At 45.7% G+C, this 14,759-nt stretch carries 13 protein-coding genes; 5 read left to right on the top strand and 8 right to left on the bottom strand.

The annotated features are described in order from the left end of the window. Positions 1-290: 290 nt before the first annotated feature. From BUC30_RS10515 to BUC30_RS10485, 7 genes are all read right to left on the bottom strand, one after another. Positions 291-527: a hypothetical protein gene (locus BUC30_RS10515; protein WP_073424811.1), complete on the bottom strand. Its 237-nt coding sequence runs from the start codon at positions 525-527 to the stop codon at positions 291-293. Between the two features lie 6 nt (positions 528-533). After that, a complete protein-coding gene (locus BUC30_RS10510) occupies positions 534-2,291 on the bottom strand; it encodes a LeoA/HP0731 family dynamin-like GTPase (RefSeq protein WP_073424810.1) in 1,758 nt (585 codons plus the stop codon). A 16-nt stretch (positions 2,292-2,307) separates the two neighbouring features. Then, positions 2,308-4,056, bottom strand: a complete 1,749-nt coding sequence (locus tag BUC30_RS10505; RefSeq protein ID WP_073424809.1) for a GTPase domain-containing protein — start codon at positions 4,054-4,056, stop codon at positions 2,308-2,310. Between the two features lie 37 nt (positions 4,057-4,093). Then, on the bottom strand, positions 4,094-4,855 hold the full coding sequence (locus BUC30_RS10500; protein ID WP_073424808.1) for a YaaW family protein: 762 nt from the start codon (positions 4,853-4,855) through the stop codon (positions 4,094-4,096). A 328-nt stretch (positions 4,856-5,183) separates the two neighbouring features. Further along, positions 5,184-6,848, bottom strand: a complete 1,665-nt coding sequence (locus tag BUC30_RS10495) for a putative transporter (protein ID WP_073424807.1) — start codon at positions 6,846-6,848, stop codon at positions 5,184-5,186. A 206-nt stretch (positions 6,849-7,054) separates the two neighbouring features. Further along, the gene (locus BUC30_RS10490; protein WP_244536590.1) at positions 7,055-8,149 is read right to left on the bottom strand and encodes an MBL fold metallo-hydrolase; all 1,095 of its coding nucleotides are present in this window, start codon (positions 8,147-8,149) and stop codon (positions 7,055-7,057) included. A 2-nt stretch (positions 8,150-8,151) separates the two neighbouring features. Beyond that, on the bottom strand, positions 8,152-8,679 hold the full coding sequence (locus BUC30_RS10485) for a MerR family transcriptional regulator (protein ID WP_244536589.1): 528 nt from the start codon (positions 8,677-8,679) through the stop codon (positions 8,152-8,154). A gap of 168 nt (positions 8,680-8,847) precedes the next feature. Here BUC30_RS10485 and BUC30_RS10480 point away from each other — a divergent pair, with 168 nt between their 5' ends. The 5 genes from BUC30_RS10480 to BUC30_RS10460 all read left to right on the top strand — a co-directional run bounded on the left by BUC30_RS10480 (position 8,848) and on the right by BUC30_RS10460 (position 13,524). Next, complete coding sequence (locus BUC30_RS10480) at positions 8,848-9,396, top strand: NUDIX hydrolase (protein WP_073424806.1); 549 nt, start codon at positions 8,848-8,850, stop codon at positions 9,394-9,396. Between the two features lie 65 nt (positions 9,397-9,461). Beyond that, entirely contained in the window at positions 9,462-10,328 is an 867-nt protein-coding gene (locus BUC30_RS16450; RefSeq protein ID WP_073424805.1) for a patatin-like phospholipase family protein, read from the top strand. Positions 10,329-10,523: 195 nt separating this feature from the next. Continuing rightward, on the top strand, positions 10,524-11,390 hold the full coding sequence (locus BUC30_RS10470) for a TIGR02147 family protein (protein ID WP_014545866.1): 867 nt from the start codon (positions 10,524-10,526) through the stop codon (positions 11,388-11,390). Further along, positions 11,387-12,724 carry a carboxypeptidase-like regulatory domain-containing protein gene (locus BUC30_RS10465; protein WP_073424804.1) on the top strand — a complete coding sequence of 446 codons (1,338 nt, stop codon included), beginning with the start codon at positions 11,387-11,389 and terminating at the stop codon, positions 12,722-12,724. Before BUC30_RS10470 ends, BUC30_RS10465 begins: the two co-directional genes overlap by 4 nt. Beyond that, on the top strand, positions 12,724-13,524 hold the full coding sequence (locus BUC30_RS10460) for a tRNA (guanine(46)-N(7))-methyltransferase TrmB (protein WP_073424803.1): 801 nt from the start codon (positions 12,724-12,726) through the stop codon (positions 13,522-13,524). Before BUC30_RS10465 ends, BUC30_RS10460 begins: the two co-directional genes overlap by 1 nt. Positions 13,525-13,527: 3 nt before the next feature. On the opposite strand, the gene BUC30_RS10455 is transcribed toward BUC30_RS10460, so the two are convergent. Continuing rightward, a complete protein-coding gene (locus BUC30_RS10455; protein WP_073424802.1) occupies positions 13,528-14,742 on the bottom strand; it encodes a hypothetical protein in 1,215 nt (404 codons plus the stop codon). Between the last annotated feature and the right edge of the window lie 17 nt (positions 14,743-14,759).

Raw genomic sequence — 14,759 nt, 5'->3', positions numbered from 1 at the left:
AGACCAAAAGCCGGGAAACAAAAGTTTACACGAGAATGGGTAAAGGAAATTCGACTCCAGCCTTATTCCCAGAACAGCAAACTTTACCAAATCTAAAGCCACCATATTTCCATTACCTAAAATCATCTGCAATAAATATACATTCATCAAAAAAAATAATTAGTCAAAAGGTCCCCAAAAATGTTTTTTCCACCATTTTAGCCCAGCAACTACAACTTAAGCACACAGCACAGCATGCCAATATTTAGACATATTGGCATGTAGATTTTACAACTTACTCGTTCAACAAGTTACAGAGCAGGTTCGTGACCGCCTTTCGACGGCCCCTTTAAACAACGAGCATTCACCATGGCAAATATCGTCGGGAATTGCAGCCCACAATACTTGCAAGTGTACTTGGACTTTTCAGACCCCTCATACAACACATGGTTTGCACCGCGGCCCTGTTTTGCACAGCGAGCATTTACTAGAGCAAAAACCGATGGGAAAGCGATTCCGCAATATTTACAGTAGAACTTGGAAGACATTTTTTGCTAATTCACAATTTCAGCATCCTGAACGTTATCTTGCACCCATTTGTCGTAGCGAGCTTTAAACTTTTCAAGATCATCAATTTTCTTTTGCAATTTATCCAGCTCATCTTTTTGAGATTTTATCATATTTACCAATTCAACGTATCCGGGAGCAAGATTCTCAAAATACTCAGAATCGTTCATAAGCGTGCTGTATTCAGCAAAGAGGTCATTGATAACCTTTTTTAACTTGTCCTTCAAATCCGTCAATTTCTTATTATCACGGTATTTACTCCACCACGACCAAGCTTCTACAAGAGCGGCAATAACAACAGGAGCCTTTTCCAACACCCTAGCAAAGCCCTTTGCTAGATTATTCAATTTACCAGCAAACTTTACAGCGCCCCACGGTTTAAATTTAATCCCTTTTGCGAGCACATTTCGAGCATTTTTCACCATTTCTGCATTAACATTAACATTCCCAAAATACTTAGCCCCTTCAGCCGCTCCTTTTTCCAAACCTTTCTTTAAAGCACCATCAACAATCTTGTTAGACTCGTTAAACGTTCCTTCAAAGTCTACTTTTTTATCCATTAAATCAATCGCAGATTGGTTATTCGCTCCGCACTCTTCAAAAATTTGCCGGATGCTATTCTCTAAAATCCAAAACGAGACTTCGCTCTTTCCATTTTCTTTATTCGTCTGCACCCCTATTTCCGTTTCAATAAAAGAGCCAAACGCATCCTGATTCATGCCATTAATTTCTGAGATAAGTCGATTTTGCAATTCAATCAAACGTCTATTTGCATTTTGCTGATTTAATTGCAAGTCTTTTTTCAAATGGTCCGAATCTTCTTCCAACGACTTTATAATTTGTTTAGAAGATTCAACAGCCCGTTTCATCGGCAAACATTCAGCATCAATGCCCCGGCAAACTCCATCTAACATTTCCTTAACAGAATTATCCGAAGTGTCCACTTTTATTTTCAAAGCATCCGTCTGTTCAACAACATCATCTACAGCATTTCTAAAAAGGTCAATTCGCGAGCGTCTTTTATAATCCTGCCATTTTTCAATCCAATATTTTAGCCCCTTTCCTTTGGGATCTGCAGATATACAAACTATTTTGAGTTTTTTTTCCTCATCTGGAGTCAAATTAATCGTCGTGCGAAGCCTGCCAATCAAATTATTTTTCTTTATCTCGGAAACACGTGCATAATCATCATCATCAAGCATGTCAACATCCGTTTCGTCCATTTTGTTAATAACGAAAATGGTAGAATCCAACTTGTTCAAATCTCGCAGGACCTTTTTCACAATTTCAACATGGCTATCTTTAAGTGGAACAACAGCATCACATAAATAAACCACTATATGAGCTTCCGAAATATAATTCTTTGTGATGTCCGAAAAACGAACAGATTGTCCATCAATCCTTTTTTCCTTAGAGCCAAATAGCCCCGGAGTATCGACAATTTCAAATCCTTTTTTCAGTCCCAAAGGTCTATATACAATAATTTCATCAGAAGATTCCGTTTCATCAATTTTCATGGAATCTTCTAGCTTACCAAGCAGTCCTGCTATTGCCGAAGTTTTACCATCAGAAAAACTTCCTAGCAAAACAATCTTGACAATTCCATCGTCAACAACTTTTTTTACTCGCTCTAATTTTTCCAAAACAAAATGAAAATCGAGACCAACATTTTCTCCTTGTTTTACAATTTCATAAAGAGAATTCAGCTTTTGAAGTATCTTTTGTTTAAAATCAAATTCTTCCATTTTACGCTCCTTGCATTTAGGCAAGACAAACCCGTTTAAATTTTACTTTTAAATCAGCAACAATCGAGACTATTTCTTCGACAGATTGAAGTTCTTTTTGGATCTTTTGTTCAATTTCACCATGCTTAACAGAAACTATTTTTTGGAGTTCTTCAACAAGTTTAATCAATCGCCGATTTAACCGTTCTTTTTCGTCTGCAATATCACGTTTTGCAGTTTTCTGAGCATCACCTACACCGCCATCACCAAAAACACATTTTTGACCAACATAGCTTATGCCACCCACTACGGCTCCTCCAATAGCTCCGGCTAGATTTCCGAGTCCAGGTATTACGCTTCCCGCTCCAGCTCCAGTCAAAGCACCACCACCAACCGCAGCAGCAAAGCCACCTACATCACCTAAACTCACATCCAATTTTTCAAGAGCATCCGAAAAATCTATCTTCACTCCACCCTTTTTCTGAAGCTGAGGGAAAATCAAACGTACATTATCAAATCCATCAAAATCAGCACTCTTTTTTTCGACAAATTCATTCCAGCTTTGGGCACAGCCGTCCATTATTGATTGTATTCCTAACTGTATTTCATCAGATAACTTCGAAACGCACTTATTCAGTTCTTCTTTCTTATTTTCAGACTTCGAAGCCAGAACATCATTGGCCGTAGATACAACAGAATCAAATTTTTGATTAATGAGCGAATCTATTCGAAATTTAAGATTAGAGTGTTGTTCATCGGCAATTTTCTTCAAATCAGATTTAAAGCGTTCCAATTGTAATTTATATTGATCAACCCCCGCATCTGAATTAATGGATTCCAATTCTTTTAAAATTTCATTTTTCAAAGATCGCACTTTCAATATGTTTGCAGATGAAATTTCATCAGCAAAATTTTTCGCCTTCTGCTCTACTTGATTAATCAACGTCTGAAACTGACTGAACCGCAATATTCCATCGGCAGATCCAAAATATTCTAAAAGACTTTTCTGCTTTTTACTTAAATCATCCCGTTCGGGAGCAAACGACGCCTTTGCGCACATAGCCAGCAAAGCTTGCAATGTGATATTTCCTTTATACACATCACCAAGAGTTTGGTAAAATGCATTTTTTATTTCATTTTCAATCTTTAGTGTACTATCACTAAACAACGTTTCTCTTTCTTCAGGCTCATCATAATTATTGACATTGCCGCGAACGTTATATATAGAATAGACCTGAACCCAGTCTCCTAGATATGATTGTATTTTTCCTAGAGCTGTGGTTTCCAATGGTTTGTTATGACCATGAACATAAAAGACACAATGCGATCGACCTAAAGCCTTCTTTATGCCATCTTTAAATTCTTTTTCATTTCCTTCAATTCCAGGCACATCAATCAAAATAAAAGGAAGACCATTAATTTTTAAATCATATTCATGATACTCTTTTGTATAATCAGACTCTCCGTTACCAACAATATTACCATCAGAAGCAAGAGGTCTATTAGAGTCAAACAGAATCCTGAACGTTTCAATGATGGTACTTTTCCCAGCATTGGTTTCACCAAAGAAAGATATTACCAACTTGTCCCAGTGCATATCGTCCAACGAGCGCTTCATCGAGTCTTGCACACAACTAAGTTTTTCTTTTAACGATTCTACAAGCTTCGACTTAAGCTCTTTGGATTGTTGGTTTAAAAAGCTAGACGTATCTACCTTGTCAATAGTAGACTTGATTACATTCATCAATTCATTGTATTCGTATTCAACAACTTGGCGTTTATCCATAATTCAAATCCAATTAAAGTAGATACATCTATGTTACTTAACCTAAAGTAAAAGGCTCATCTGCAGCAGCTTCACCCACGAGGTATTTTTTACGCAAAGCGGCAATCTGAATAACCGCAGGAATCGTGACTCTATACGCAGGGCCCGCAATATCAAAAGCAGTCCAAAGGCCTGTCAAAACCCAGCCAATCGGTCCAGCAAAAGCAGCCATGACACGAGTCAAAGCAGCGTTTCCAGCAACAGAGAGTCCTCGTCCAATCAACAACTTTGCGACAGCATTGACAACAATTAGTGTAATTTGATACGACATAAATCCACCAGCAACAAAAGCTGCTTGGAAAGTCCCCGTCAAAACTTCAGCAGTAATTCCATCTGTATTTTTCAAACCTACAGATTCCGCAAGCTTTCTTAACTCCTCTGAGCTCATCTTTTCAAGAGAATCAGCAATGATCTTCATCAACATATTGTTTTCTATTTTTTCAACAGATGAATTTTCGTTGTAATTCACTTTCAATTTATCGCAAACATCGGTCAAGACTTCTCTATAAGGAACCCCTTTCCCTCCACGAAAAATAGTGATAAATGAATTCGCTCCAAAACACTGAATTTCTGCAGCAATTTCTTTCCAATATTGATGATGGTCAGGATAGAACCTTTTATACAATTCATTGTTCGTCAATTCTTCAGTATAGCGAACCTCTCCATCTTTATCATGCGTTAAACAATAAACCAAATCATTCAAATCCTCGGATGTCATTCGACCAAGAAATTCCAAGTCCGAATCTTCACGATATGCCATTTTTTATCTCCTTGTTATTTTATTTTCCATTGGTAATATAATATATATTCAACAATCGTTGAATTAGCCAAAATCGCTAAAAAAACTAATTTTTCGACTATTTTTGTCGGCAAAGACAGCGAAAAAATATACCCTATTCCTATTCTGCCGAAAATCACTAAATTCAAAGCCCTGTTTTGCCCAAATTCACCATTTTTTACAAAACAGCCCCATATTGAAAAGGGCGGCCCTTTCGAGCCGCCCTTTGTTATGACCAGGAAAACCAAAATAACTGTTATCGTGCCACGCGCATCTTGTTATGCATTTCTCCGCGCATCTTGCCTATGCACTAAGAGATTAGCAGTATCGCAAGCACTTGCCCACTCAAGATTCTCAGCAACATCGTGAGCGGATAGACAGATGCGTAACCGATGTTCGTTGCTTCAGAATTGCTGAGACCGTTTGCGAACGCGAGAGCCGGAGGGTCAGTCGTTGCACCTGCAAGCACACCGCAAAGCGAGAGGTAATTGACCTTGAACACCGCCTTGCCAACAATCGCCACAATCATCAGCGGGAAGAACGTGATAATTGCCGAGAGCGCCATGTAGTAGAAACCGTCGCCATTCAAGAGCACATCGAAGAACTTGATACCGGCATTGAGACCCACGCAGCTGAGGAATATCGTAATACCGAGTTCACGCAGCATGAGGTTTGCGCTGTTTGCCATGAAGAAGTTGAGCGGGCCCATTTTGCGTTTGCGGCTGAGGATAATCGCGACAATGAGCGGGCCGCCAGCAAGACCGAGCTTGAGCGGGGTCGGCATTCCAGGAATCGCAAGCGGGATGCTTCCGACAATCACGCCGAGGAAAATTCCGAGGAATGCAGGGAGAATTTCCGGATGGTCAAGCGCCGTGAGCGAGTCACCAAGTTCCTTTGCGGCAGCGGCAATGCTTTCCGGCGTACCGACAACGAGCAACTTATCTGCAAACTTCACACGGATATCGAGGCGCCCGGTGAACTTGAATCCGCCACGAGTCACGCGGCTCACGGTCACGCCAAAGCGGTCATTGAGCGCAAGCTGCTGAATGCTCTTGCCAAGAATTTTCTTGTTCGTCACGAGAATCGTCTTGACCGCCAAATTCGACTTCTGGAGCGTAATCGGATTTTCTTGCTTTTCTCCAATAATCTTCTGCAAACTCTCAATCGCATCCGGCATTCCGACGACATGCACCAAGTCATGGAGCTCAAGCGTCATATCGCCCTTCGGCATGTTAATCACCTGGTCGCGAGCATGGCGCGTCACCACAGCACCCGAAGAGATAAGGCCCGGAATATCCTTGATCTTGCAGCCCACAAGATTTACGTTATCCACACGGAGCGTGCAAGAGACAATTTCCTTGGACTGTTCTGCAATTTCTTTCTGGTATTCGGCAGCAGCGACATCCGGCTTTTGCCTAAAGAACACGCGCACAAGAATCATCACGAGGATAATGCCAATCACACCAAACGGGTAAGCCACCGCATAGCCAACGCCCGTGAGTGAAGCGTCCACGCCAGCCGCCGTAAGCGCCGAATTTGCAGCACCGAGCGACGGAGTGTTCGTCACGGCTCCGCAAAGCATGCCAATCAGCACCGGCACGTTATCGTGCATGTTCGTCGTGAAGTAAATAAGAACGGTAGCAAGTACACCCAGGAGGACGATACTCACCGCAAGAATGTTGAGCACCAGACCGTGTCGCTTTATGGAGTCAATAAAGCCCGGGCCTACTTGCATACCGATTGTATAGACAAAGAGAATGAGGCCAAATTCCTGCATAAAATGAAGAACGCTGGGCTCGATTCGCATTCCGATATGACCGAGAAGGATTCCTACGAAAAGAGCGCCAGCTCCCCCAAGGCTCACGCCTTTCACCTTGACCTTGCCCAGCATGATGCCGATGGCAGCCGTCAAGGATAGCGCGAGTACTTGTTGCCCTACAGAGGGCTTTGCAAACAGGTCAATTAGCCAGTCCATTTTATACACCTTCTTTTTTTCGCACCCAAATGTAGCATAGGAGATTAATAATGACTAATAGATTATTCATATTAGATTAATAACGAAAAATGATAGATAATGCATTTGCGCAATTTGCGTCCCTCCAGTTGCTAGTATTAATATAATTTTACCGCGCTACAAAAGGCAAACAAAAAGGTCTACCCCTTACAGATTTTCGGCAAAAACTACTCCAGATACACTACTTCGCCCATTTGCGGCATAAGCACAAGCTTTCCTGATTCCTGAGCGGCGCGTTTTGCGTTTTCGAGCGGTTCAAAATACGTATGGTAACCCAAGCAGAACTTGGAATGGTGAACCGTCATGTAGCGGTCTGCATTCAAGTCCAGCATTTCTTTACTGAGCTGTTCGGGCAAGGCATGAATTTGGTTCCAATCTTCATTGTACTGCCCGTTCTCGAGAATGGCGAGGTCGATATCTGCAAATTTTTCACCAATCTTCTTGAAATGCTTGCCGTAACCGCTATCACCACCAATCCAAACAGTGCGTTTCGGAGTATTGAACACAAACGAGGACCACAGCGACTTATTCGGCCTTATCCCACGACCCGAAAAATGTCTAGCAGGTGTCGATGTCACCACAAACTTTGCATCCTCAGCCGCTTCCAAGTCAACAGTTTCCCACCAATCAAGTTCCACGAGTTTTTCGACAGGGTAACCCCAGTATTCAAAATGTTCACCCACGCCAAGTCCCGTCACCACACGCTTTACGCGCGGTTCGAGTTCCTTCACGGCCTGATAATCCAGATGGTCCCAGTGGTCGTGCGAAATCACCAGGTAATCGATATCCGGCATGTCGACAGGCTTGTAAACGTCTGTTCCCTTGAACATCTTGTTCACAAAGCTTACTGGCGAGCCCTGATAAAACACGGGATCCACAAGGATCTTTTTCCCGGACAAGTTCATCAGATACGAAGAATGCCCGAACCAGACAATCCAATCACGGTCCTGCGGTAGCGATTTTAAGTCCGTCTTGACAACCGTCAGCGCTGTATCGGGAACGGTTTGCGACCTTTTGCCGAACAAGAATTCAAGCGTCGTTTCAAACAAGTTCTTATCGCCCGTCATTGTGACAGTCTTTTCGTCATTCACGAACTTCTGGCCATCGTAATGTGGTGACTGCTTGATGCGTTCAAGGCGTTTACCTTGCGGAATACGCCCAAATTTCGCTTGGTTCAGGAACAGCACGCCAACGGTTCCCAAAATAAAAAGGGTCGAAAGTGCGATAATCATAATTTTCTTTTTCTTCGTTAATTTTTTCACGTCTAGCCTGTTACCTTGTCAAAATCGTCCGGTGATTCGAACAGTTTTTTCTTGAGTCGTAAAAGTTTCGGATTCTTGTCAGCGGCATCAAGGCTTCCCTGCTTGATAGCTTCCTCGTACAAGAGTTCCTTGAAGTGGATCTTGTTCAGCACCACCGTAAGGCGTTTCATTTCTTTTTCAACCGCCTCACGACGGCTTCGGAAAAGTTTCAATCGTTGCTGCAACGTAGAATCACCTTCGCGGTACCAGTCGATATACTGGCGGATTTCCTTGATTTGAAGCCCCGAATCCTTGAGGCATTCAATCATCGTCAACCATTGCAAATCCATATCGGAATAGGCTCGCATTCCGGATTTATTCTTTTGCACAAAAGGAAGCAGTCCCTCTTTTTCGTAATAGCGCAACGTATGCACAGAGAGACCCGTCTTCTTGACAACCTCACCGATAGAATAGCTCATTGCTTTACCCCCATGTACACCTCTTTCCTTGCCTTTTTCACAATCGTTCTGCGCGGTATTGTCCATAGCCATTCATCCTTGGTTTAGATGTTCTCTAAAAATATAACATCTAGAGTTAGCTCTAGGTCAAGGTATTTTTTTTTGAAAAATTTGCGCTTAGAAAAAAATTTCTCTTGCCGTCCACACATTTTCGTTCATTACTATATTATACTGCAACAAGTTTTTTTCGGGCGGGTAGACATGGCAGAAGAGATGATTGACATTTTGAACAGCGACGGCACTCCGGCGGGGTATTCCCGCGGCAGGACAGAAGTCCATGCGAAGGGACTTTGGCACCGTACCGTCCACATTTGGGCATTTGCTCCTGACGGAAGAATCGTCTTTCAGCTCCGGAGCCACCTCAAGGAAAACAACCCAAACCTGCTCGACACGAGCTGCGCCGGGCATATTACCGCAGGCGACGACAGCCGACACGCTGGCGTCCGTGAACTCCGCGAAGAGATGGGCATCACCAAACGCCCCGAAGACTTGGAATACCTTTTTGAGGCGACCCACGAGAACGCTTTAAACAACAGAACGTATTTCGACAACGAATATTATGACACGTACAAGATAACGCTATCTGACGAAGAAGTGGAACATCTCGTTCCGCAGCCAGGCGAAGTAGACGACTTCATTTTGATGACGCGCGATGAATTTTTGGCCATGTTCGCTCAAAATCCCGAAAAATTCGTAAATCACCCCAAAGATTACGCTTGGATAAAATCAATACAAATTATGCAAAAATAAGTTTAAAGTAGTTAAATAGCCAAATTAATTAATATAGATTAATAAGTCGGATTTGGGTTAATTTTATGAAGTACAAAAACACAGCCATTGTTGTCGAGGGCGGCGGTTTACGCGGATCGTACGCCGGCGGCGTTCTTGACATACTCGCCGACAAAGAAATCAAGTTTGGAGGGGCCTGCGGCACATCGGCAGGCGCCACGCACTTATGCAGTTTCCTCTCGGGGCAAATAGGTCGCAACTTCCGCGTCGATACCGTACACTCCAAGAGCCCGCGCTACATGAGCTTCAGGAACCTGCTTTTCACAGGCGACTACTTTGCTTTCGACTATTGCTACAAGCAAATTCCATACAAAATTGACCCGTTTGAATTTGACAAGTTCGCCGCCCAGTGCCAAGAAACCGAATTCCGCGTCTGCATGACAGACGTTGAAACCGGTCTTGCCGAATACCCGCGCATTTTGGACTACCGCAACGAAGACGACATGAACCGCATCCGCGCATCGGCAAGTCTCCCGATTTTAAGCAAGGTTGTCGAAATTCACGGGAAAAAGTTCCTGGACGGCGGCGTTGCCGACAGCATCCCGTTCGAACCCATGTTCAAAAGCGGTTTTGAACGCGCGGTCGTAATCCTCACACGTCCGCTCGGTTACCGCAAAAAGATCAACAAGGCTCTCCCGCTCGTCAAGCTTGCGTTCCGCCATTACCCGAAATTCGTCGAAGCGGTCGCCACGCGCCATATCCGCTACAACCAGGCGCTCGACAAGCTCGCCAAGCTCGAGTCCGAGGGAAAAGTCTTCATCTACCGCCCGAGCCGCCTCATCAAGATTTCGGACATCGAGAGCAACAAGAAGAAAATTGCGGAACTTTATGAACTCGGCAAGGAAGACGCGCACAATAAAATGCCAGATTTGTTGAAATTTTTAGAAGGATAGAGTTGTCAAGAGGGTGATGCCCGCTCCCCGGAACCTGTCCGGGGCAGGCTCTGGCGGGCATGACAGGCCTCTGCACCTTGCGTTTTTCGCTAAAAAACAGCAATTTACAACGCTCGTTGAAAATTTTACAACGCGAAGCCTATTTTCTCAACGCGTTTTCGCAACACGTCCCTATAATAATATAGATTATAGGGTATGCCTGAAGTATTAGATTACCTGGAATATCGCGAGTACCTTAAGGACTGGTTTGTCGAGACCAAGAAAGACAACCCGTTTACCTCGTACCGCTATCTCGGCCAGAAAACCGGCGTGGACCCGGCCTGGCTTGTTCGAGTTTTCCAAAAAGAAGGCCATCTGAACGAGAGCACCCTGCCCGTGTTCATCAGAATTTGCGGCCTAGACGATCGAAGGGCAGAATATTTCAAGACCCTTTACAGGTTCAACAAGACCAAGGCGAAGCAGACGCTCTCCGAGCTTTACTACAAGCTCCTGGAACTCCGTTCCCTTGAAACGCGCGTGCTTTCGGAACCGGAACTCGCCTACTTTGGCAGCTGGGCATGCGCAGCGCTCCGCGCCCTCATCGGCATTACGAAGGACACGAGCGATATCGCAGGTCTCGGCAAGCATTTGAACCCGCCTATTTCGCAGGATGACGCCCGCAACGCGCTCGGCATCTTGAAGCAGCTTGGGCTCGTCGTGCCGGACGGCACCGGCGGCTGGAACATTACCGACCAGATTATCAGCACCGGCGGCGAAGTCAAGAGTTCTGCAGTCCGCAGTTTCCACAGACACACAATGGAACTTGCGCAGGAATCACTTGACCGTCACAAGCCCGAAGAACGCGACATTTCGAGCGTGGTATTCACCGCTGATGAATCCGACCTGCCCGAAATCAAGCACAAGATTGAAGAATTTCGCCGCGGCCTTCTGCAGTTTGCCCGCAAGAGCGAACGCGCCGACCGCGTATACGCACTGAACATCGCCATGTACCCCCTCTCCGACAAGGTAGCCGACCCGGCAACAGGCCCTACCTCGCCCGAAAACAAAGGAGGTGCAAAATGATTTTCAAAAAGAAATTATATATTAAGGGTATGGACTTGAAGCAGAACAACAACAGACGCATGATTTCGCTGATTGCACCGCTTGCAATCGGGTTTTCGCTTTGCGCCTGCGGTTCTGACAACGTAGCAGGTGGCGGCCCGAGCGGCACAGAAGCTGGCAACGCCATCACTGCACAGATCCTTATCGCCAATGCACCTGCAGCAAATGCACGCGTCAAGCTCGTCGAGCACAACAGTCTCGACGGTCAAGGCTATACGGCTACCGCAGACTCGAACGGCTTTGTCTCCATTGAACACGTCGCCGTTGGCAACTACACGATGGAAGCCACCCTTGATGAATCTGCACTTGCACTCCAGCTCCCTGTGGATGTCAAGGATACCGTAAGCGACGTTGCACTCGGCCAGCAGAACTTGCAGAAGTCAGTCTTTATCGGTGGTTCGATTACCGACTTTATTGACGATACGACTGAAAGCCTCAAAAACATGAACGGCTACGTCAAGTTCCGCGGCCTCGACCATTCTGCCGCCATCACGAACGGCAAGTTCGAAATCTTCGGTCTCCCGGCAGGTCACCTGAACATGGTGATTATTCCGGCAGAAACCGCCGACACGGTGAAGGTCACTGTTGAAACAGATGCAGGCGATTCCGTCACGACACTCAAGCCGAACACTCCGGAACCGGAAAAAGAGACTCTCCTCATTGACGATTTTGAAGACGGGGACTTCTATCACCGCCTGGCTCCCGAATACACAAATTTCATATTCGGCTCTTTTGGTGGACAGTGGGCGATAAACACCGATCCGGTATTTATAAACGATTCATCAAACCCTGCATCGTTTACAATCACTCCGACAGCATCTTATGCAAATTTCGGCTCACCTTTTGTAGCCGTTATCCAAGATGATGGGAACGGAGGCAAGGAAGTCCACTTTACAATTGAGTTCCCGGATACATCCGCATACAAGCAGGCTAGCGCCATTGTCAAAGTGGATATCGGAAATTCCGGTGTAAGCTACGACCTCTCCCCCATCGATACGATTGCATTTGAAGCATGGGGCCAAGGCACCGCAGATTTTGTAATTATTGATGCAACGCTCAAGGACGTCGACGCCTCGCTTGGTGGAGCAGCATTCACCATCGGCAAGACCTTCATGGAGCTCACGCAAGAGAAGAAGAAGTACAAGTTCGCACTTGCAGACATTGTGCCCAACGAAGAAACGCGCAAGAGCGCAACTACAATCGGTCTCGTATTCCACAGCGATGCAGAACTCCACTTCGACAATCTCGAGTTCATCGGCAATGACTTGCTGAACATCTGGAAATCGAACAAATAATGTCTGGAGCAAATTCCGTAACATCGAATCAGGAAACCCTGCATAAAGATCTTGAAGAAGTTGTCCGCAAATACGCACGGACAACTTTTTTGCGTCCTATCGCAGACCACACACGAGAAGCATTTGCAGAAGTCGAGACTTTTGTAGAGAAATTTTACGGGAAAAATGGTGACCCCGGAACAGCGTCCGGGGTGACAAATGCAATACGCGATGGCGCCCCCGGTGCAAATGCGGAGACTGCGCCGCGAGCTGTCATTCTAGATTCCGGTTGCGGAACAGGCGAAAGCACAATCCACATCGCTCGCCGCTTTCCGGGCATTCCCGTCATTGGGATAGACAAGTCCTGCGCCCGCCTGAACAAGGCCGGCAACCCATCGCAAACGGCGGGCGAAGACGTTCCCGCAAACGCATTCTGGATTCGCGCAGAACTGCTAGACTTTTGGCGACTCGCATTGGATTACGTCAAAGCATGCAAGTGGACCATTCCGTACCATGCCGTATATTACCCGAACCCGTGGCCCAAGCAGAGCGAAGCCACGAGACGTTTCCACATGCACCCGATTTTCCCGACGCTCCTTGCGCTCGGGAAAACAATTGAACTCCGCACGAATTGGGAAATCTACGCTCGGGAATTCGCCGAAGCCGCGAGAATTGTTTTTGATGAACGCGCGGAAGCGGGAATGACAATTAAGTGCGAGAGCTTTGACCCAATCGCCCCAGAAACAGCCTTTGAACGCAAATACAAAGAAGCCCGCCAAACACTATGGCGAGCAATCATTAAAAAGTCTAAACTTAACTAGGTCCTATTTACGATCCTTCATCCAGTTGGCGATGAACTTCAGATTGCGCGTAAAGCGCACATCCATTTCAGCACCCGGCACTACGATAAATTCCGTAAGCCCATACTTGTCCGCCTTGCTCCCCCAGTCGTACGTATAACCTAAGCGAGTCCACGGGCGGGCATCCGGTCCTGTATAAATTTTAGAAGCGCGAGCGTCAAACCAGTTCTTGAACCACATCATGCGTTCCGAAATTTCGGCATCATTACTCAGTTCGCCTTCAAACGCCGTACGCATGTCGTAAGACTTTACATCCGGCATATATGCAGGGCGCATCAAGTCATCCGGCTTTACCCACAAGAACGCCATGTGCGTTGCCTTGGACGTTCTCGGTTCGCCAAAGAGCTGTTTGAATCTCAAGTCCCAGTTGCGCACGCCATCCTTATGATCCTGGTACCAAAGCAACAGTTCCTTTTCATTCACGACCCAGACCACGCTATCGGACTTGACGAGTTCGCCATCCTTATAAGTCTCGGGATCGGACGTAAGCGTGACCACAAGGAGTCTGGACTTATCGCCATTCCAAGTGACCTTGTCGCTGTAATCATCAAGCGTTACGACCGAGAATTTTTCTTCTTCAAGAGCTTCGGCCGCATCCTTCACCGCAGCGGCAAACTTCACGTCCAAAACGGAATCGCGATTGACCATCGAGATCTTTTGGCCCTTGTTGTCGAGAATGTCGCAATACGGGATGCTATCGGTATTTACCGCCACTTCCGCCTTTGCAAACTGCTCCCTCAAAAGTTCGCCATTATAGGTAAACAGCGTGTCACCATCCATAAACGAGACGACCACCTTGCAGAAGCCCTTCTCCGGAATCACGACCGACGTCGGGAAACGTTCATTGCCAGCCCCTGTCGTATCGAGCTGCATCTTGTTTTCGTTTTCACCGCAAGTGTAATTGTATTCCGTAAGCGTCGCAACGCCAGGCTTCATTTCGCTGAAGAACACGTTTTCCTGTTCGCTGCTAAAGGCGGGCTTTACAATGATGGACTTGCCGCCAAGCATCATCGTATGCGGGATACCTTCGCCGCAGTAATAAGCAGGCTGGCGAAACACGCCGATAATGCCCGTCTTGCCCTGAAAATTTTCAGCCTTGGAGACGCTATCGCCTCTCGTAAATGCACAACCTAACAAAGCAAGAGCAAATGCGCTCCCCAGTAAACAAATGTTCTTCATCCGATTCCTCATCCTAA

Source organism: Fibrobacter sp. UWB7, from assembly GCF_900142945.1.
Taxonomy (GTDB): domain Bacteria; phylum Fibrobacterota; class Fibrobacteria; order Fibrobacterales; family Fibrobacteraceae; genus Fibrobacter.
The sequence above is the reverse complement of the archived record's forward strand: the minus strand, read 5'-3'. Positions and strand labels throughout refer to the sequence as shown.